Raw genomic sequence first — 18,098 nt, forward strand, 5'->3', positions numbered from 1 at the left:
AGCCTACCTTGCTCCCACCGTGCCGCACCCACGGGCTGGGGCCTGGAGGCTATGTCTACTCGGCGCGTTGGGTTCTCCCCTCCCCAGACGACTAGACTCTGAGGCCATGTCTTCGAGTTCTTCGTCTGCTTCCCCCTCGGCGGCTGCCGAATCCCCCGTCATCCTTTACCGCGAGCGCCAGTGGGTGCCGTGGCACTGGTGGTTGATGGCGGCCGCCGTTGTGGTGATCTCTACAGCCACGGTCAGCCTCAACCGCGGAATCATGTGGGTCATCATCCCCGCTATTCTGCTCAGCGCCATCGCCGCGTGGGTCCTCTTAGCATGGTCCAACACGGTGGTGCAGGTGGAACAGGATACCGACGGCACGCGGTGGCTCACCGTGAAGGATGCGCAGCTGCCACATGATGTTGTCGCCCGAAGCACCGCGGTGCCGGCCACCGCGCGTCGCAATGCGTTGGGCCCACAGCTCGATCCCGCTGCATTCCTTGTGACACATGGCTGGGTACCAGAACATGTGATGCTTGTCCTCGATGACCCAGAGGACCCAACACCTTATTGGCTCATTGGCTCAAAGAACCCCGACGAGCTACTTGCGGCCTTCGTGCCCGAACAGGCCGCTGCTGCCAAGGCTTAAACGCCGCGTGCAGAATCAGGAAGCTCGTTAGCTCATTGGTTCAACCAATTGGCTGACCAATGAGCTAAGCGCAGTCCATGCAGACGGGCTGCCCGTCTTCTTCGTGGTCCAGGCGCTTATTGGACTGCACCAAGTAGCACACGGAACAGGTGAACTCGTTTTCCTTGCGCGGTACGACAGTGACGTTGAGCTCCTCGCCCGTCAGGTCTACTGACGGCGGCTCAAAAGCCTCGACGATTTCGCCATCGTCATCCATGCCGTTGTTGTCATTTTCAGCCGCCTTCAGGCCCTCGAGGGAATCAGCCTCGAGCTCATCTTCAGCGCGGCGACGCGGTGCGTCATAATCGGTGGCCATAATGCTTGCCTCTGTGAGTCAGATAGATAGGTACGTGTATTTATCGACGGCATCCTAAACCACACAGGCCCGCGTGTCACACTCGCCCCGCCATGGGGGCACCATGCGGCTCACCCTAATACCCCCTCCGCTCCTGCTTTCATGGTTCTAAGCTGTGCGTTTGCACCTTTCGTATCGTGGAAAATTTTTCTGGGTAAAGCTCCTCACACCTCACCCAATATGCATTGGGGCACGATGCATCGGACAGCGAAAATCGAAGTATTCTCCCCCACACCTTCGGCTTAAATGCTGAAGTATCACCACATCATCGGGCGGCTAAACATAGACTGTCGGTATGACCGTGCAAGAATCACAGCAGCAGGACACGAATCCGAGCCCCCAGCACCATGGCCATGCCTTCGGCATCGATGTTGGAGGCTCCGGTATCAAAGGTGCCGTAGTAGACCTCGCGACAGGAGGGTTCGTCGGCGACCGCCTCAAGATCGCCACGCCACAGCCTGCCACCCCCGACGCCGTGGCCACGGTAATCGCGCAGATCGTCGCTGAGAAGAACTGGGACGGTCCTGTCGGAATCACCATGCCCGCGGTGGTCAAAGAACAGATTATTCGCAGCGCAGCGAATATTGATAAGTCATGGATCGGGGTCGATGCACAGGACTTGCTGGGCAAGTACCTCGCTGCTCCTTGTACTGTGCTTAACGACGCCGACGCAGCCGGCCTCGCCGAGGTGGCCTACGGCGATGACGTCGCGCGCTCCGGCCCCGTTATCTTCCTTACCCTAGGCACCGGCATCGGCTCTGCCTTCCTACTAGATGGCCAGCTCTTCCCTAATACGGAGATCGGCCACCTCATCGTCGGGGAAAAGGAGGCAGAGCACCAAGCCTCGTCCGCAGTCAAGGATCGTGAGGGGCTCAAGACTAAGCAGTGGGCAAAGCGCGTCGACCGAGTACTCCATGAATACGAGGCGCTTTTTAACCCCTCAGCTTTTGTCATCGGCGGTGGAATCTCTCGAAAGTTTGACAAGTGGGGCGAGCACCTGAGCATCGAAACCCCAGTCGTTGCAGCTCAGCTCCGCAATCGCGCGGGCATCGTCGGGGCCGCAATGGCAGCGAAGGAAGGCATTCGCCCATAAACCGAGCAGACCCTATCTTCCCCAGTCGACCCCAGTCACCGCCTAGTGACAAAAATGATCTATACTGGGCTGTCGATTATCGAATATCCAGCGGCGCGCCTCCCCTGCTCATTACGGAGGCGGGCTAGCATCGGGGACTAGTCGCGATAAACTTGCGCGTCCCCATAGTTTCCACTCAAAGAGCAAGTCGAAAGGGCGTACGTGGCAGCCACTGATTCTTCAGACCAGGTACTCGGCGAGGGCGAGAGCGCCTCCGAGGCATCTGCACCTGCACAGAAGACCGCCAAGAAGACGGCAAAAAAGACAGCCAAGAAGACGGCTAAGAAAACCGCGAAAAAGACTGCGAAGAAAACGGCTAAAAAGACGGCTAAAAAGACCGCCAAGAAGGCTGCTAAGAAGACAACTCGCAAGTCTGCGCAGAAGGCGACGAAGAAGACCGCCAAGAAGACTGTGCGCAAGTCGGCAGCCAAGAAGGCAACCTCGCCTGAAAGCTCTGAATCTGCCGAAGAGCTCGCAGAGGATCAGAACGACGAGTTGGATGCCGAAACCAACGACGATGCCGATATCGACTTCGATCCGGACAACGCAGAGTTGGACGAGGACGACGAGTTCGGTGACGACGATGACGACCTCGAGGGCGAGGACTCTGAAGAAGAAGATGACGGCTCATCTGTCTGGGATGAGGATGAGTCCGCAGCCCTGCGCCAGGCTCGCAAGGATGCAGAGCTAACTGCCTCGGCAGACTCTGTCCGTGCCTACCTGAAGCAAATCGGCAAGGTCGCCCTGCTCAACGCAGAGCAGGAGGTATCCCTGGCCAAGCGCATCGAGGCCGGCTTATACGCTCAATACCGCATGGATGAGATGGAAAAGGCCCGCGCCGAGGGCGACAAGGCCGCCAAGCTCTCCCCCATGGAGAAGCGCGATATGCGCGCCATCGCCCGTGATGGACGCAAGGCAAAGAACCACCTCCTCGAAGCGAACCTCCGCCTCGTCGTGTCCTTGGCTAAGCGCTACACAGGCCGCGGCATGGCATTCTTGGACCTCATCCAGGAAGGCAACTTGGGCCTGATCCGTGCCGTTGAGAAATTCGACTACACCAAGGGTTATAAGTTCTCCACTTATGCCACGTGGTGGATTCGCCAGGCCATCACCCGCGCCATGGCGGACCAGGCCCGTACCATTCGCATTCCGGTGCACATGGTGGAGGTCATCAACAAGCTGGGCCGTATCCAGCGTGAGCTGTTGCAGGACTTGGGCCGCGAGCCTACCCCTCTGGAGCTGGCGAAGGAAATGGACATCACCGAGGAAAAGGTGCTGGAGATCCAGCAGTATGCCCGCGAGCCTATTTCCTTGGACCAGACCATCGGTGATGAGGGTGACTCCCAGCTCGGTGATTTCATCGAGGATTCCGAGGCCGTCATTGCCGTCGACGCTGTGTCCTTCACTTTGCTGCAGGACCAGCTCCAAGATGTGCTCACTACCCTTTCTGAGCGCGAGGCCGGCGTGGTTCGCCTGCGCTTCGGCCTGACCGATGGCATGCCGCGCACTTTAGACGAAATTGGCCAAGTCTACGGCGTTACCCGCGAGCGTATTCGCCAGATCGAGTCGAAGACCATGTCTAAGCTGCGCCACCCATCGCGTTCCCAGGTGCTGCGCGACTACCTGGACTAAGCAAACTGAAGAAATAAAGCGGCGAGGAGGGATAAACCTCCTCGCCGCTTTTTCTTTGCCCTATACAGCCGGCAAACCCAAGGGCTTTCTAGCCTTCGATCCCCAGCTCAATGGCTGTGGCGATCCGATCGATAACGTCTTTATCGGAAACATCTCCGCTGATGGTCACCGAAGCGCCCTGGGATACCCCGAGAGACATCAGCATCATTGCAGAGTCTGCCTCTGCCGACTCTCCGTCACAGGAGAGGGTGACATCCCCTGCCGCTTCCGCCGCCAGCTCTGCAATCCTTGACGCCGGACGTGCATGCAGACCCGCCTCATCGGCCACAGTCACTGTCAGCGAGTACCCATCAGCGTTTGTTGCTAGGTCATCCTCGGCTGCAGACGCAGTGGCTGAGGGCTGCTTCGGAACGAAGACTTCGATGGCGCGTTCCGCGGCTTTGATCACGGCGGCGAGTCCATCGCCCTGCTGAGCGGCGGTGGCTGCTGCAATAGTGGATTCGACCAAGGGGGCATCGACAAACGTCACCGTGTCTTCGTCAAGGAACTCGAGAACGGACTCAACGGTCATCGTGGCCGAGCCTAAATCGGTGAGGACAACCACGCTAAGGCCTTGGCCACGTGCGTGGCTGATAGCCCCTTCGACGAGGTCAAAGGACGTTCCGATGCCGCCCTCCTCCAGACCACCGGCAGGAAGGATGGTCACGTCAGGAGCCATCTGAGCAGCAAGCTCAGTCAGACCTTCAGCGAGCTTTGCCGAGTGTGATACGAGAACGAGTCCAACGCGGGGCTGTGCCATATCCTATGCTTCCTCCTTGAGGGTTTCGGCGGCGCCCGCAGCCGCAGCGATGAAAAGTGCCGAGGATGTAGCGCCCGGATCCTTGTGTCCAGCAGAACGCTCCCCTAGGTAGGAAGCGCGGCCTTTCGTGGCCACCATCGGGATAGTCGCTTCCGCGCCTGTTGCTGCGGCGTCGGCAGCCGCGCGCAGCACTTGATCGGGGCTCTGTGCGGCATCCGCCGCAGCGCGAGCGGCCCGTGCGGCCGGCGCCCAGGCATCGACCATTGTCTTCTCGCCTTCAGAGGCCTTACCACGGGTGGCTATTCCCTCAAGCGCGGCCTCAATGAGAGCGGCCGTCGTAGGCGCATCGATCTCTCCAGAGCCTGCGGCCTTAGCCGCGCGTAGAAAAGCGGTTCCCAGCAATGGACCAGAGGCGCCACCAACGGTGGACATAAGCGTCTTTGCCGTCAGCTTCAACACATCAGCAACGTGAGACGTCTCCGGTGAGATATCCGAATCCACTTTCTCCGCGACAGCTCGGAAACCGCGGTCGACGTTTGCGCCATGGTCACTATCCCCGATGGCGCGGTCAAGCTCGATGAGTTCCTCGCGGTGTTCGTGTGCCGCTGCGGCGCAGTTTTTCATCCATGCCTGGGCCCACGCTGTTGTCAAAGTTGCATTGTCGGTCATAATTACATTCCTTGTCGTAGTGCGGTGGTGTGGCACGGGGCATCAAAAAGCTCAAGGTCTTCCTCGTCCGCGCGCATGACTGTAACGGAGCAACCGGCCATATCTAGACTAGTAACGAAGTTACCCACGAGGGAACGCTCGATGCTAACACCCGCGTCCTTAAGACGCTGAGCCACACGACGGTAGACCACGTACAGCTCGGACGCCGGAGTAGCACCCATGCCGTTGACAAGGACAATGGTACGCTCCCCATCACCCAGCTTAAGGTCTGCCAACACCGGATCAAGCAGATGGTCAGTTACGTCGTCGGCAGAGACCAACGGAATTTCCTTGCGGCCCGGCTCCCCATGAATACCCACGCCGAGCTCGACTTCGTCTTCCCCGAGGTCAAAGGAGGGCTTGCCCACGTGTGGCACCGTGCAGGCACTCAGCGCTGCGCCCATGGTCGCGGTGTTTTCTACCACCTTCTTCGCCACAGCGGCCACCGCCGCGAGATCATCACCGCGCTCGGCTGCAGCACCCGCCAGCTTTTCTACCAACAGTGTGCCGGCAACACCGCGGCGACCAGCTGTAAAAGTGGAATCCTCCACCGCAACATCATCGTCCACGATGACCTGGCTGACCTCAATATCATCGAATTCCGCCAGCTCCGCCGCGGTGTCGAAGTTGAGAACATCGCCGGTGTAGTTCTTGACGATGTAGAGCACCCCCGCCCCGGCATTAGCTGCCTCCGTGGCCGCTTGGATTGCGTCCGGCGTTGGCGATGTAAACATGGCACCGGGCACTGCTGCATCCAACATGCCGTAGCCAACGAAGCCGGCATGCAGCGGCTCATGTCCAGAACCGCCCCCGGAGACTATGGCTACCTTGCCGTCTTCTTTCTTCTGCGAGCGGGACACAAAGAGAGGATCGGTGGATCGAGTGACTATGTCACCGTGTGCTAAAGCAAAGCCCTCCACGGATTCCTCTACTACGCTGTCCGGCGAGTTGATGAGCTTCTTCATCATCCTTCTCCTTAGGTTTTCATTGCCCTCGAGCACTCTTCTGGGAATGCTGCCGAGCCTACCCTCGCTACCGGACGGTCTGCCGAGACCAGCGTAACGCTCCTGTAGCCCCCGCCTCACCTTCTTAGCTCTTCGCGGCCTTTTGAACCTGCAACGCACCAAAGACACCGAGTACCAAGAACATCACTGCGGCCAGAAGCGACCATCGAGCTGCATCACTCATGCCTTCGCTCAACGCCTGCACCAACGCTGTTGTCTGTTCCCCAAAGGGTCCAGCCGCGCCCTGTGCGCGAAGTCCTGCGATGCTCGAGCCCGCGGACTGGCGGGTAGCTTCCGCCATGGCATCTGCGGCTGGGCCGACGACGTCGATGTCTTCGAGCGCCTTCGGCAACGCCAGTGCTAGGGCGACGGAAAAGACGGAACCAGAAACCGCGGTGCCGAGGGAGGAGCCGATCTGGCGGACCGTGCTCTGGGTAGCAGATGCCTGCCCCGAATTCGCTACCGGTATCTCGCTCAAGACCGTGCCCGTCAACTGCGCAGATGCGAACCCCAAGCCCACGCCATACAACACAAGCGGAAGCGCGATGACCCAGCCGCTAGTGTCCGGACTCAGGAGCATCGCGAGGATAAGCGCGCCGACAACTTCTAGGCCCAGACCTATGAGCACTGTTTCAGGAGCACCAAAGCGGCCAGCAACATGCCGTGCGGCGGCTCCCGAAATAAAGGCGCCGATTGCCATCGCCGCGAGCACGAGGCCAGCGGACATCACACTCAAGCCCAGTGCATTAATGAGGTACAGCGGGAGGATAAAAATAATCGCAAACTCACCGATAGCTACCGCGCCCGCGGTGATGTTTCCCCAGGAAAACGTGGAGTAGGAAAAGAGGCCCAGGTCCAGCAGCGCGGAGCGTTGTACTCGCTCACGGTGCTCCTCCCAGCGGATGAACAAACTGAAACTGATCGCGGCGATGAGCAGTGCAACTGGCACCGCAGATACCGGCGCGGTGGTGGGCCATGTCCAGCCGAACACCGTCAGCTCGGACTGTGGTGTCCACCAGCCAAGACTTGGCCCCTCAATCACCGCGAAAACAAGGGCTCCGAAGGCAATCGCGCTCAACTGTGCGCCATCGACGTCGACCCCGGGCCGTTTTTCGGGGCTACGGGTTTCCCGCACGGTGAGCACAGCTCCAACAGCCACGATGATGCCAATGGGAACATTGACCAGGAAGATCCAATGCCACGATAGCCGCTGGGTAAGCGCGCCACCGGCCAAAGGTCCGACGGCGGCGGCGCCAGAGATAACTGCGCCCCACACACCGAATGCAGCCGCGCGATACTTGCCTCGGAAAACGGCGTTCACCGTGGACAAGGTTGAGGGCATGATAAACGCTGCACCCACTGCTTGTACTGCACGCGCGGAAATGAGCGTGCCTGCGGAGTCCGCGAAACCCGCCCACACGCTGCCTGCTACGAAAATGCTAAGACCGGCGAGAAACGCTCGCTTGCGACCCCAACTATCCGCGATCTTTCCGGTGGACAACAACAGTGCGGCAAGCACTACCGCGTAGAGGCTGTTGACCCACTGCGCCTGAGTTATGTCCAGTTTGAGGTCAGTAATAATAGCCGGCAGCGCTACCCCGACGATGGTGCCATCAAGGACAATGACGCCCAGTCCTACCGACAAAACCGCAAGACTAATCCAGTCACGGCGGGTCGGCACCGCCGTGATGGAACCCGCTGTGGGCGACAACATGACTAGGCGCTCACGGGTGCCGGGGTGGAAGAGTTAGCCGGCTCCTTCAATGCGCGGCCAAGTGCGACAACGAAGAGAACGAGGCCAATCGTGATGAGGATGTGGCCAATACCGGCAATCCCGGCGATCATGGCGGTGGATTCCTCGCCCAACACGGTCAGGCTGCCGTGCCAGGTGAGCATTCCAACGGTAAGCACGACACCAATGTTGTAGAACCAGAAGAAGGAGTTAAACAGCTTCTTATTCCGCGAGACGCCGAATACCTTGTCCACGACGAGGAAGATCAAAAACATCATGAATCCCAGCGCCAAGAGGTGGGTATGGGCCACGCCCAACTGGGTGAACTGGCCCTCCGGGAAATCATTTGCGCGTGTGAACTCACGGTAGAATAGTCCTGCTGCCAACCCCATAACGAGGTAGAAAATAGCTGCTCTATACAGGGACTTCATTACTTGTTCCTTCCTAGCCACGGTGTTGTGGCTGCTGCACCGAGGGTGTTATCTATCACGGCCAAAGCCTTCTGGTATCCATCCTGCTTGGCGCAGCCAGCACAGTCATCGAGTGGTCGGCTGATTTTGACATCAACCAACTAGTTGATCGCGCACCTAGCCCTCAGCCCGCAGCTCTCTTCTTCCCCGAATCCACGCCGACTCAGCGGCGCCAACTACCACTTGCGCAGATAATCGATGCGCTCTTGGAGCTGCTCGGCGTCGCACAACGCGGTGGGAGGGCCGCCGCAAGCCTTGCGGGCTTCAGTGTGAATAGCGCCGTGTGGGCGGCCGGTGCGTTGAGCGGTGATAGACACTACTGTGTTGAGCTCCTTGCGCAACGCGGAAATCTCATCCACCACACCTGACTGGGAACCGGTGCTGCTTGCCGATGCCTCCGCCCCGCGCTTGGGCGCATGCGGAGTGCCGTAGAGCTTGCGGCGTTGCTCCTCTGCCGCCTCTGCAGCCCGGCGCGCCTTCTCTTCTGCCTCGCGGCGGTCCAGCTCATCGGACTGCTTCTTGCGCAAAAGGTCCTTGACCTGGTCGGCGTCGAGAAGCCCGGGGATGCCGAGGAAATCCTCTTCTTCATCGGTGATATTGCCCGTGGTGAACTGCGAGCCGTTGTAAAGCAGTCCTGAGAATTCTGCTTCCGCGCCTAAGGATTCATAGGAAGGCTCGAGCATGTCCGGTTCGGACTTCTTCTTATTGGCGTCCTCGAGCAGCTCATCGTCCCAGCCATCCTTGTCGGGGTTTTTCTCCCCTCCCAGGACGTGGTCGCGCTGCTTCTCCATGTTCTCGGCAAGCCCCAAGAGCACCGGCACGGAAGGAAGAAAGACGGAGGCTGTCTCCCCTGGCATGCGGGAGCGCACGAAGCGCCCGATGGCCTGCGCGAAGAAGAGCGGTGTCGACGCAGAGGTGGCATACACGCCCACGGCGAGGCGGGGAACGTCGACGCCCTCCGACACCATGCGCACGGCCACCATCCACTCGTCGGTGGATTCAGAGAACTCTGCAATACGCGCCGAGGAGCCTGGGTCATCGGAGAGGATGACGGAGACGGGGGTATTGGAAATCTGCTTGAGGATCTTGGCGTAGGCGCGCGCGGTTGTCGTGTCGGTAGCGAGCACGAGACCGCCGGCATCCGGCATGTTGCGGCGCATCTGCATCAGCCGTGTGTGCGCCGCCTGCAGGACGGTGGGGATCCACTCGCCTTTCGGGTCGAGGGCCGTGCGCCATGCGCGGGCGGTCTGCTCCGGATTGAGAATATCGCCGAGCCGGGCCGCATGTTCCTCACCGGCGCTATCACGCCAGCGGGATTCGCCGGAGTAGCTGAGGAAGACGACGGGGCGCACGACACCGTCGGCAAGCGCATCGCCATAGCCATACGTGTGATCAGAACGGGATACGAGGTGACCTTCCCCATCCTCCTCGTAGCGCACGAAGGGAATTTGCGAGTCATCGGAGCGAAAGGGGGTACCGGTCAGCGCGAGGCGGTGCTCCGCATCATCATAGGCTTCCCGCACGCCATCGCCCCAGCTCTTGGCATCACCGGCGTGGTGGATCTCATCGAGGATCACCAGGGTGCGCCGAGCTGAGGCCACCGCTCGGTGTTTGTACGGGTGCATGCCCACCTGCGCATAAGTCACCACGACACCGTCCATCGCGGGGTTGACTCCCGAGGAGTTTGTGAACTTGGGGTCGAGCGCTAAGCCAACGCGGGAGGCGGATTCCGACCACTGCACTTTGAGGTGCTCGGTGGGCACCACCACGATGACGCGCTCAACGGTGCGGTCCGCCATAAGCTCTGTGGCCACCCGCAGGGCGAAGGTGGTCTTACCTGCACCTGGCGTTGCCACCGCCATGAAATCCTTCGGCTTGGTGGCTAGGAACTTATCCAAAGCAGCGCGTTGCCACACGCGCAGCGAACCGTTATTGGCAAATCTCTGTGCTGGAGTCTGTGTAGACACGGTCAGCGACTATCCCCCTCTAGTTATCCCAACATCCCGCTTCTGTGAAGTTCTCTATCCCTAATGCTTGGCATCGACGCAGGATGAACGTCGATGCACAGCTTAACGGCGGCGCAAGCTCTTATAGACGCGCTCGCAGTCAGGGCACACGGGCGAACCAGGTTTGGCTTGCTTGGTTACCGGGAAGGTCTCTCCGCACAGGGCAACGACGTACTTGCCGTTGACCGCGGAGTCGAGGATCTGGTTCTTCTTCACGTAGTGGAAGAACTTCGGGGTGTCGTCGTTGGTCGACGTATCCTCGCGGACATCAGGGCGCTCAATAGTCTTAGTCGTCGTACTCACGCCCACTATCATGCCGCATCAGTATCGAAGTTGGCGAGTCCTCCAGCTACGCTGATAGGCATGACCCCTTCGAACTCGCGCGATAACGCCCGCCATACCCCACGATCGGGGCAGCGGCGCGGACGCCGATTCGGGCGCGAAACGCACCTCATCACCACGGCAAAACTCGCCCCCGGTCAGGACCGGCATCGCCGCGAGATCATCTACTCCATACTGCAGTTTCTGCGCGTTCCATCCCTCCTGATAGCCGGGGCCATGGTTTATGTCTGGCAGTGGTGGATCCCCGCCGCCCTTGTCGTGGCCGTCACCTTCCCCCTCCCCTGGATCGCTGTGGTCATTGGCAATGGCCGGGGTCAAAAGAAAGACAAGCGCGAAAAAGCTGTTTATAAACCAGCCCTTGCCCGGCAAATGGCGCAAGCACAACGTGAAGAACTCACCAGCGGTTCCCATGGTGAACTGCCCAGCACGCCTGGGCGGCACAAACCCTCGTCAGGAGCAGACACAAACAGTACTGCAGCTGACACTATTGACCACGAAGATTAGAACATCACTGTATTCCCTCCCCGATGCATTTAAGGATTCTCTTGTGAGCACCCAGCAGCCTTCTCCTTTTGGCCCAGCGATGAACCCGGAACACCCCATCGCGGACGTTGCGGCAGAACTTTCCCGAGTGTTTGCGGAGGCAGGGTTTAGTGCGGATGGCATCGCAGGCCATTTGGGACCCGAGTACACCGAAGCCCTGCATCGCGGCGAGCCCGCCGCAGTTGCGCTAGGAGCAAGCGGTGATTCCCGTCTGGACCATCTCATCCGTATCTTCTTGCTGCATGAACACGTACCAGCCACGCTGCTTTCCGACGTCCTCGGAGCACGCCTAGCCGCCCAACTCATTGATTGCGGTGTCGTGCTCGGCGACGAACACGGCACCGCCTACGTGGCTTATGACATTCGACCGCACATCATCGTGGGCAAGAATCGTGTCGTGTTCTCCGATGTTGATGCATCTCTGGTGCATCACGTCCCCGGCCCCGAGCATGTGTTGGGAGTGGGCTCGGCCAGCCTGTCCTTGTTGCATTCAACGCCAACGACACCAGTGGAATCAGTACTAGATTTAGGCACGGGTTCAGGCGTCCAGGTCCTTGGGCAGCTGGATTCTGCGCAACGCATTGTGGCTACCGACGTCCATGAGCGAGCCCTTGAACTCGCCCGCGCCACCGTCCTCGCGGCGGAGGCGGAAGACCGCGTTGAGCTACGCCACGGCTCCTGGTACGAACCCGTTGAGAATGAGCGCTTCGACCGCATCGTGGCTAATCCTCCATTCGTGGTTGGCTTACCCGAAGTGGGGCATGTCTATCGAGACTCCGGCCTCAACCTGGATGGAGCAAGCGAGCTGGTGGTCTCCCAAGCAGTCGAGCATCTCAACCCTGGGGGCACAGCGCACGTACTCGCAGCCTGGGTGCATCAAGGCGAAGAATCGTGGCAGCAGCGCGTCGCCTCGTGGCTACCGGATACCGGCGTCGCTGCATGGATCATTCAGCGCGATGTGGCGGACCCAGCGTTATATGTCTCAACCTGGTTGAGCGATGAATCCGTGGATGTTCGCAGCCCTGAAGGCCAAGAGCGGTCTCGCCGGTGGCTGGAGCACTTCCGTGAAAACGAGGTCACCGGAATCGGGTTTGGTTTCGTGGCCATCCAGCGCATCGGTGAGGACGAGCCCTCGGATATCTTGGCGGAGACCATGGCGCAGCCAGTTATCGATCCGCTCGGCCCGGAAGTGGAAGAATACTTCGCGCGCGTCGAATGGCTGCGCAACCTGGTGCCGGGTGAATTAGAAACTAAGCATGTACAGCTGCGCCCCGGGGTGGCCCGTGAGGACGTTGCACTGCCCGATGGGGACCTGGGCATGGGCTTTGAGCGCGCGGCACTGCGGCTCAGCCGTACCGATGGCCCCCGCTGGCAGCACGATGTCGATGAGCATCTCGCGGCCATTGTCGCCGGGTTTAACCCGAATGGTTTGAGCATCGGTGAAACCATCGAGCTCTACGCCGCCGCGCAGGGTTTTGAAGAAGCCGAGTTGGTCAGCGCAGCACTTCCGGCCATCGTGGATCTTATCCGCCACGGGCTTCTCATCCCGACCGAGCTGCTAGCTTTTAGCCACACTGAGTAGCCTCGCGCCCCCACTAAGAGCCTCTTTACCCCTTCAATCCCCGCGTACTTCTCATCCGAGAAAGAACTCCTCTACAGAAAGGTTGTGTACTTCCCTGCCATGCGTGCTGTTTTAACCCGTGTTTCTGAAGCCTCTGTCACCGTTGACAACGACGTCGTTGGGTCCATTACCTGCCCCGACACCGGCGGAGTCCTAGCACTCATTGGTGTGTCGCGGGAGGACGTCGAGGCAGGTGGTGACGCCACCGCTAGCGACGGCCCGACTTTAGAGGAGAAGATGGACACGATGGCGCGCAAGATCGCTGAGCTGCGCATCCTCGAGGGTGAGACCAGCGTGGTCGATAGTGGTGCGCCAGTTCTGGTGGTAAGCCAGTTCACCCTCTACGGACGAACCGCGAAAGGCCGCCGACCTTCGTGGTCAGATGCAGCCCCAGGCGAGGCCGCGGAGCCGGTGATCCAGGGTGTAGTTGCGCGCCTGCGCGAACGCGGAATCACCGTGGAGGAAGGCCAGTTCGGAGCGATGATGCGCGTCTCCTCGGTCAACGAAGGGCCGTTCACCGTGCTCGTGGAGGTCTAGGTGCGGCGCGCCTCCCCCAAAATGGCCTAAAACCTCACTCTTCCCGCGGGGTGTTAGAACATTTTTCGGGCCACGGGAACTAACTGCGCCGAAAGCTCGTTGTAGGAGATGAACCAAGCCGCAACTTAGGAGGCATGAGATGGCCACATCATCCGCTGCTAGCGTCCAGGACGAGGACGGACAGGAAGTTGACCGCGGCTCACGCCGTAACCAAACAAATGACAATCCCTCTGCGGACTTGGTCCGCGTTTATCTCAACGGAATCGGCAAAACGGCGCTGCTGAGTGCTGAGGACGAGGTTGAGCTCGCACAGGCCATCGAGGTAGGCCTGTACGCCGAATACAAGCTCGCTAATGCCGAAAAGTTGACCCGCGCTGAGAAGCGCGACCTGAAGATTTTGGCCCGCGAAGGCAAGAAGGCTCGCTCCCACCTCTTGGAGGCCAATCTGCGTCTCGTAGTCTCCCTGGCTAAGCGTTATACCGGCCGCGGCATGCCGCTGCTGGACCTCATCCAGGAAGGTAACTTGGGCCTGATTCGTGCGATGGAGAAGTTTGATTATGCCAAGGGCTTCAAGTTCTCCACGTATGCAACGTGGTGGATCCGCCAGGCCATTACCCGCGGCATGGCTGACCAGTCCCGCACTATCCGCCTCCCCGTGCACCTAGTTGAGCAGGTAAATAAGCTTTCCCGCATTAAACGCGAGATGTACCAGTCCTTGGGCCGCGAGGCCACGAATGAGGAGCTCGCGGAGGAATCCGGAATCGAAGAGTCCAAGATCGAGATGCTGCTGCGCCAGTCCCGCGATCCTGTTTCCTTGGACATGCCGGTCGGTACCGATGAGGAAGCCCCGTTGGGTGACTTCATTGAGGATGCCGAGGCAACGGATGCCGAGACCGCTGTGGTGGCCTCCATGCGCCACTCCGATATCCGCTCCGTGATTGGTTCCCTCGAGGAACGCGAACAGGATGTCATCCGCCTGCGCTATGGCTTGGACGATGGTGTCCCGCGCACCCTCGACCAGATTGGCCGCAAGTTCGGCCTCTCTCGTGAACGCGTTCGCCAAATCGAGCGTGAGGTGATGGCCAAGTTGCGCGAGGGCAACCGTGCGGACCGCCTCCGCGAGTACGCGCTCTAAGCCTTAGCTGACTTCCCAGCCTTAGCCATTGAGGAATGCCTTTGCTGCCCAGTTGACTTGTGCTGCTGGGCCGCAGAGGACGTTGCTCGGTGGCTTTTTCTTTCCTCGCGGTGGTCCTCACGGTTTTTAATTCCCGCCCCTCTCCTCCCAGTCGAACGCACAGTGCTGCGCGCTCTCAGCTTTCGAAAAATGCGCTATTGTTTAAGATATTCTCTTAATACACTTTTATTACCGCGCCTAAACCTATGTGGCTACGGACCGCCGACAACGCAGAAAGGTAAGCCCACGTGAGGGACCTAGTTGACACCACGGAAATGTATCTGCGAACCATCTACGAGCTCGAAGAGGAAGGTATTACCCCACTGCGTGCTCGAATTGCAGAGCGTTTAGAGCAGTCCGGACCGACCGTCTCCCAGACCGTGGCCCGGATGGAGCGCGATGGACTTCTTCACGTGCGCACCGACCGCAGCCTTGATCTCACTCAGCAGGGCCGCGAATTAGCTACCAACGTCATGCGCAAACACCGCTTGGCTGAGCGGTTGCTCACGGATGTCCTTGGCCTTGATATCCACAAGGTCCACGACGAGGCCTGCCGGTGGGAACACGTCATGAGCGAAGAAGTAGAAAAGCGAGTCGTCGCGGTGCTGGAGGATTCCTCCCGCTCACCATTCGGCAACCCAATCCCCGGTTTGGCACAGCTGGGCATGTCTCCGGTAGAGCTCGACTTGGGCACGCGCGCCATCGACCTTCCCACGGGGCAAGAAACCGAGGCCACTATCGTGCAAATCAATGAGGTCTTGCAAGCTGATAATTCCACCTTCCACGACCTGTATGCCTGCGGAATCCAGGTTGGCTCGCACGTCACCGTAGTCAATGAGAGCGGGACGATTAGGCTGACAACGAAATCAGGACACACTGTCGAGCTTGTCGACGACCTTGCTCACGCTATCCGCGTCAAGGAGGACTAAACCGATGAAGCTGTTAGTTACCGGCGGCGCCGGCTATGTCGGCAGCGTATGCGCGGCCGTCCTCGTTGAAAAAGGCCACGATGTCACCATCATCGACAATTTCTCTACCGGCAACCGCGAGGCCATCCCGGAGAAGGCGCGCCTTGTCGAAGGCGACGTGGCCGATGTCGCTCGTGAGGTGTTATCTGAGGGCGGTTTCGAAGGAGTCTTGCACTTCGCGGCCCGCTCCCTCGTGGGCGAATCTGTGGAGGCCCCGGCTGACTATTGGCAGCACAACGTGGTCACAACTCTAAAGCTGCTCAACGCTATGCGTGAATTCGAGGTCACCAACCTCGTCTTTTCCTCAACCGCTGCCACCTACGGTGAGCCGGCGCAAGTGCCGATCACGGAGACGATGCTCACCCAGCCGACGAACCCTTATGGCGCATCGAAGCTTGCCATCGACTACATGATTACTTCTTATGCCCGGGCCTATGGCTTGGGGGCGACTTCCCTGCGCTACTTCAACGTCGCCGGCGCCTACGGCGATATCGGAGAGAACCGCGAGGTGGAAACCCACCTCATTCCCCTTGTCCTGCAGGTAGCGCTGGGACATCGCGAAAAGATTTTCATCTTCGGCGATGACTACGACACCACCGATGGCACCGCAGTGCGCGATTACATCCACATTCGTGACTTGGCCGAAGCCCATGTCTTAGCGCTGGAGAGCAATGCCGCTGGCACCCACCGCATCTACAACCTGGGCTCCGGGGACGGCTACTCGGTCAAGCAGGTTATTGAGGCCTGCCGCGAAGTCACTGGACACCCCATCCCAGCAGAGCTTGCGCCGCGCCGCGCTGGTGACCCCGCGACGCTCGTGGCGTCCTCAGACAAGATTAAATCCGAGCTCGGATGGAACCCAGGCCGCACCGACTTGAAGACCATCGTCACGGATGCTTGGAATTTCACCCGGCAGCTCGGCGAGCGGGCTCACTCCGCTCGGCGCTAAGCGTCTTTTCTTTAGGCTCCTCCCCTAGGGCGGTGTCATAAGCCTTGAGCGCCCCTGTATGAATCGAATCACGTACCTTTTCATGCAGGCCATGGCGGTACGCTTGGCACAGCAGCGCCCCGAGGCGGTGGCTGGGAAACTCCTCCGTGACGAGCTGCAATGCTGGTCCGGCAAGGATATCCCACTCCTGCTCCAACTGCGCTAATGCGAAAAGGGTCAGCGCATTCGCCCGCAGCTCCCCGCTGAATGTGCGGGCCGCTGCGAGGAGAAGGTCCGCCCCGGATTCGCCTGCCTTCGCGCAGATATCTACTACGAGGTCGCGCGTCCACGTCGTCGCGAGCCACACTGCGCAGGTTTCCAGTAGCTTGCTGTCCTGTTCTGCTTCTTCCACCGATGCCACTTGGTCAAGCGCCCACTGGGCATCCTCAAGAAAGTGATCCAGCAGGTCTTTGCGCTTCTTTCCGTGCGCAACGGCCACCTGCTCGCGATATCGCGTTGCCGAATCGCGGGCTTGCTGCGCTAAGACTTTAGCTTCTTCAGCGTCGAGGTAGCTATTCCCCGGCGCAAAGACGGAAAAGAAATCCTCCCGGTTTAGCTCAGGTACCACATTGTGGTCGACGCAAGAGCGCATCGAGGGGGCGTCGGTTAGCGCCGGTATAGTCCCCTCAACCCACTTCTTCATCGGCCCGCTACCGTCCGCGTTGACGGTTCCATGCAGCAATATATAAGGCGCATTCTGGGTGATTTCCTGGGCATACCACGCGGCGTCGATCTCCACCCCATCCTCAGCACGGTCCAGGCCATAAAGCCAGTGGGACACTTCCCGCAGTTCGGTGAGAGGCTGCTTCGAGATGAGGAAGGCAAAGACACCTTCGCGGGCATGCTCCGCTAGTAGCGGTGCGATGTCTGTGATCGTTCCTTGGGCATCCGTGATGTCGACGCGAGCGAGCGGCCCCATGGCTGGGCCGCGTGGAGTGGTGTCGATGGCCATGAACACCACTGATTCGGTGGGATAGAAGCCTAAGAGGCCGGGGATGTTAGCGAGAAGATGACCTGGAGTTGTTATTGGTGGTGTACGGTCTGTGTGCGTTGAAAAAGTGTTCATACCCTGTAGCCTGAACCACCAACGGTAGCCACCGCTAGGGATACCCCGGCGCGCACGGCATATCTGTGGATAACAAGTCCGGACTGCCACTCAATCCATGGAAATCCACTGGGTTATCCACACCTTGGCAAAGGCAAGCCTGGAAGAAGTAATGACTATATGGCATGCTTGTACGATCAACACCAGTTCCCGCAGGCAGTCCCACATACGCAGCCTCCCGGGTTTGTGTTCTCCTTGGAGCACCATTTCAGCTGGGAATAGGCAGCAAGCCTTAAGCGTTGCATGACACAGAACGCTGATGAAGTCCGTACGCTCGTTAAGAAGCGCACGATGAGAAGGAGGAGTCAC

At 59.6% G+C, this 18,098-nt stretch carries 18 protein-coding genes; 9 read left to right on the forward strand and 9 right to left on the reverse strand.

Annotation, left to right across the window (positions count from 1 at the left end):
- The first annotated feature begins 106 nt into the window (after window positions 1–106).
- Complete coding sequence (locus HMPREF2996_RS10025) at window positions 107–634, forward strand: DUF3093 domain-containing protein (RefSeq protein WP_070446771.1); 528 nt, start codon at window positions 107–109, stop codon at window positions 632–634.
- 64 nt (window positions 635–698) lie between these two features.
- Here the strand turns inward: HMPREF2996_RS10025 and HMPREF2996_RS10030 are convergent, their stop codons facing one another.
- Complete coding sequence (locus HMPREF2996_RS10030; RefSeq protein WP_070446770.1) at window positions 699–989, reverse strand: DUF4193 domain-containing protein; 291 nt, start codon at window positions 987–989, stop codon at window positions 699–701.
- Between the two features lie 334 nt (window positions 990–1,323).
- Here HMPREF2996_RS10030 and ppgK point away from each other — a divergent pair, with 334 nt between their 5' ends.
- Complete coding sequence (ppgK, locus tag HMPREF2996_RS10035) at window positions 1,324–2,121, forward strand: polyphosphate--glucose phosphotransferase (protein ID WP_070731244.1); 798 nt, start codon at window positions 1,324–1,326, stop codon at window positions 2,119–2,121.
- A 201-nt stretch (window positions 2,122–2,322) separates the two neighbouring features.
- Entirely contained in the window at window positions 2,323–3,792 is a 1,470-nt protein-coding gene (locus tag HMPREF2996_RS10040; protein ID WP_070446768.1) for an RNA polymerase sigma factor, read from the forward strand.
- An 88-nt stretch (window positions 3,793–3,880) separates the two neighbouring features.
- Here HMPREF2996_RS10040 and dhaM read toward each other — a convergent pair whose 3' ends face one another.
- From dhaM to HMPREF2996_RS10075, 7 genes are all read right to left on the reverse strand, one after another.
- Window positions 3,881–4,591, reverse strand: coding sequence for a dihydroxyacetone kinase phosphoryl donor subunit DhaM (dhaM, locus tag HMPREF2996_RS10045; RefSeq protein WP_070446767.1), 711 nt, complete (start codon window positions 4,589–4,591; stop codon window positions 3,881–3,883).
- Between the two features lie 3 nt (window positions 4,592–4,594).
- Window positions 4,595–5,260 carry a dihydroxyacetone kinase subunit DhaL gene (gene dhaL / locus HMPREF2996_RS10050; protein ID WP_070644929.1) on the reverse strand — a complete coding sequence of 222 codons (666 nt, stop codon included), beginning with the start codon at window positions 5,258–5,260 and terminating at the stop codon, window positions 4,595–4,597.
- A gap of 2 nt (window positions 5,261–5,262) precedes the next feature.
- On the reverse strand, window positions 5,263–6,264 hold the full coding sequence (gene dhaK / locus HMPREF2996_RS10055; protein WP_070719178.1) for a dihydroxyacetone kinase subunit DhaK: 1,002 nt from the start codon (window positions 6,262–6,264) through the stop codon (window positions 5,263–5,265).
- A 124-nt stretch (window positions 6,265–6,388) separates the two neighbouring features.
- Complete coding sequence (locus HMPREF2996_RS10060; protein WP_070731246.1) at window positions 6,389–8,017, reverse strand: DHA2 family efflux MFS transporter permease subunit; 1,629 nt, start codon at window positions 8,015–8,017, stop codon at window positions 6,389–6,391.
- A gap of 2 nt (window positions 8,018–8,019) precedes the next feature.
- Window positions 8,020–8,466 carry a DUF2871 domain-containing protein gene (locus tag HMPREF2996_RS10065; protein ID WP_070731247.1) on the reverse strand — a complete coding sequence of 149 codons (447 nt, stop codon included), beginning with the start codon at window positions 8,464–8,466 and terminating at the stop codon, window positions 8,020–8,022.
- 215 nt (window positions 8,467–8,681) lie between these two features.
- On the reverse strand, window positions 8,682–10,472 hold the full coding sequence (locus HMPREF2996_RS10070) for a DEAD/DEAH box helicase (protein WP_070446762.1): 1,791 nt from the start codon (window positions 10,470–10,472) through the stop codon (window positions 8,682–8,684).
- Between the two features lie 102 nt (window positions 10,473–10,574).
- Window positions 10,575–10,826: a DUF3039 domain-containing protein gene (locus HMPREF2996_RS10075; RefSeq protein ID WP_012715089.1), complete on the reverse strand. Its 252-nt coding sequence runs from the start codon at window positions 10,824–10,826 to the stop codon at window positions 10,575–10,577.
- Window positions 10,827–10,874: 48 nt separating this feature from the next.
- Here HMPREF2996_RS10075 and HMPREF2996_RS12515 point away from each other — a divergent pair, with 48 nt between their 5' ends.
- From HMPREF2996_RS12515 to galE, 6 genes are all read left to right on the forward strand, one after another.
- A complete protein-coding gene (locus HMPREF2996_RS12515) occupies window positions 10,875–11,357 on the forward strand; it encodes a DUF3099 domain-containing protein (RefSeq protein WP_141740731.1) in 483 nt (160 codons plus the stop codon).
- 79 nt (window positions 11,358–11,436) lie between these two features.
- A complete protein-coding gene (locus HMPREF2996_RS10085; RefSeq protein ID WP_210398925.1) occupies window positions 11,437–12,978 on the forward strand; it encodes a DUF7782 domain-containing protein in 1,542 nt (513 codons plus the stop codon).
- Window positions 12,979–13,077: 99 nt separating this feature from the next.
- A complete protein-coding gene (gene dtd / locus HMPREF2996_RS10090; protein WP_070446759.1) occupies window positions 13,078–13,554 on the forward strand; it encodes a D-aminoacyl-tRNA deacylase in 477 nt (158 codons plus the stop codon).
- 139 nt (window positions 13,555–13,693) lie between these two features.
- Window positions 13,694–14,689, forward strand: a complete 996-nt coding sequence (locus HMPREF2996_RS10095; RefSeq protein WP_046648202.1) for a sigma-70 family RNA polymerase sigma factor — start codon at window positions 13,694–13,696, stop codon at window positions 14,687–14,689.
- 287 nt (window positions 14,690–14,976) lie between these two features.
- Window positions 14,977–15,657 (forward strand): metal-dependent transcriptional regulator, encoded by a 681-nt coding sequence (locus HMPREF2996_RS10100; RefSeq protein ID WP_070446758.1) that lies wholly within the window; start codon window positions 14,977–14,979, stop codon window positions 15,655–15,657.
- A gap of 4 nt (window positions 15,658–15,661) precedes the next feature.
- The gene (gene galE, locus HMPREF2996_RS10105) at window positions 15,662–16,645 is read left to right on the forward strand and encodes a UDP-glucose 4-epimerase GalE (protein ID WP_070731251.1); all 984 of its coding nucleotides are present in this window, start codon (window positions 15,662–15,664) and stop codon (window positions 16,643–16,645) included.
- Here the strand turns inward: galE and HMPREF2996_RS10110 are convergent.
- Window positions 16,602–17,750, reverse strand: coding sequence for a DUF4192 domain-containing protein (locus HMPREF2996_RS10110; protein ID WP_070644935.1), 1,149 nt, complete (start codon window positions 17,748–17,750; stop codon window positions 16,602–16,604). The two genes, galE and HMPREF2996_RS10110, sit on opposite strands and share 44 nt — an antisense overlap.
- Between the last annotated feature and the right edge of the window lie 348 nt (window positions 17,751–18,098).

It is taken from the genome of Corynebacterium sp. HMSC066C02 (genome assembly GCF_001814945.1).
GTDB classification, from domain to species: domain Bacteria; phylum Actinomycetota; class Actinomycetes; order Mycobacteriales; family Mycobacteriaceae; genus Corynebacterium; species Corynebacterium aurimucosum.

Bases quoted from the DNA above. Each gene is read 5' to 3' on its own strand.
- HMPREF2996_RS10025 (WP_070446771.1), top strand. From the start codon at position 107: ATGTCTTCGAGTTCTTCGTCTGCTTCCCCCTCGGCGGCTGCCGAATCC.
- HMPREF2996_RS10030 (WP_070446770.1), bottom strand. From the start codon at position 989: ATGGCCACCGATTATGACGCACCGCGTCGCCGCGCTGAAGATGAGCTC.
- ppgK (WP_070731244.1), top strand. From the start codon at position 1,324: ATGACCGTGCAAGAATCACAGCAGCAGGACACGAATCCGAGCCCCCAG.
- dhaM (WP_070446767.1), bottom strand. From the start codon at position 4,591: ATGGCACAGCCCCGCGTTGGACTCGTTCTCGTATCACACTCGGCAAAG.
- dhaL (WP_070644929.1), bottom strand. From the start codon at position 5,260: ATGACCGACAATGCAACTTTGACAACAGCGTGGGCCCAGGCATGGATG.
- dhaK (WP_070719178.1), bottom strand. From the start codon at position 6,264: ATGAAGAAGCTCATCAACTCGCCGGACAGCGTAGTAGAGGAATCCGTG.
- HMPREF2996_RS10060 (WP_070731246.1), bottom strand. From the start codon at position 8,017: ATGTTGTCGCCCACAGCGGGTTCCATCACGGCGGTGCCGACCCGCCGT.
- HMPREF2996_RS10065 (WP_070731247.1), bottom strand. From the start codon at position 8,466: ATGAAGTCCCTGTATAGAGCAGCTATTTTCTACCTCGTTATGGGGTTG.
- HMPREF2996_RS10075 (WP_012715089.1), bottom strand. From the start codon at position 10,826: ATGATAGTGGGCGTGAGTACGACGACTAAGACTATTGAGCGCCCTGAT.
- HMPREF2996_RS12515 (WP_141740731.1), top strand. From the start codon at position 10,875: ATGACCCCTTCGAACTCGCGCGATAACGCCCGCCATACCCCACGATCG.
- HMPREF2996_RS10085 (WP_210398925.1), top strand. From the start codon at position 11,437: ATGAACCCGGAACACCCCATCGCGGACGTTGCGGCAGAACTTTCCCGA.
- dtd (WP_070446759.1), top strand. From the start codon at position 13,078: ATGCGTGCTGTTTTAACCCGTGTTTCTGAAGCCTCTGTCACCGTTGAC.
- HMPREF2996_RS10095 (WP_046648202.1), top strand. From the start codon at position 13,694: ATGGCCACATCATCCGCTGCTAGCGTCCAGGACGAGGACGGACAGGAA.
- galE (WP_070731251.1), top strand. From the start codon at position 15,662: ATGAAGCTGTTAGTTACCGGCGGCGCCGGCTATGTCGGCAGCGTATGC.
- HMPREF2996_RS10110 (WP_070644935.1), bottom strand. From the start codon at position 17,750: ATGAACACTTTTTCAACGCACACAGACCGTACACCACCAATAACAACT.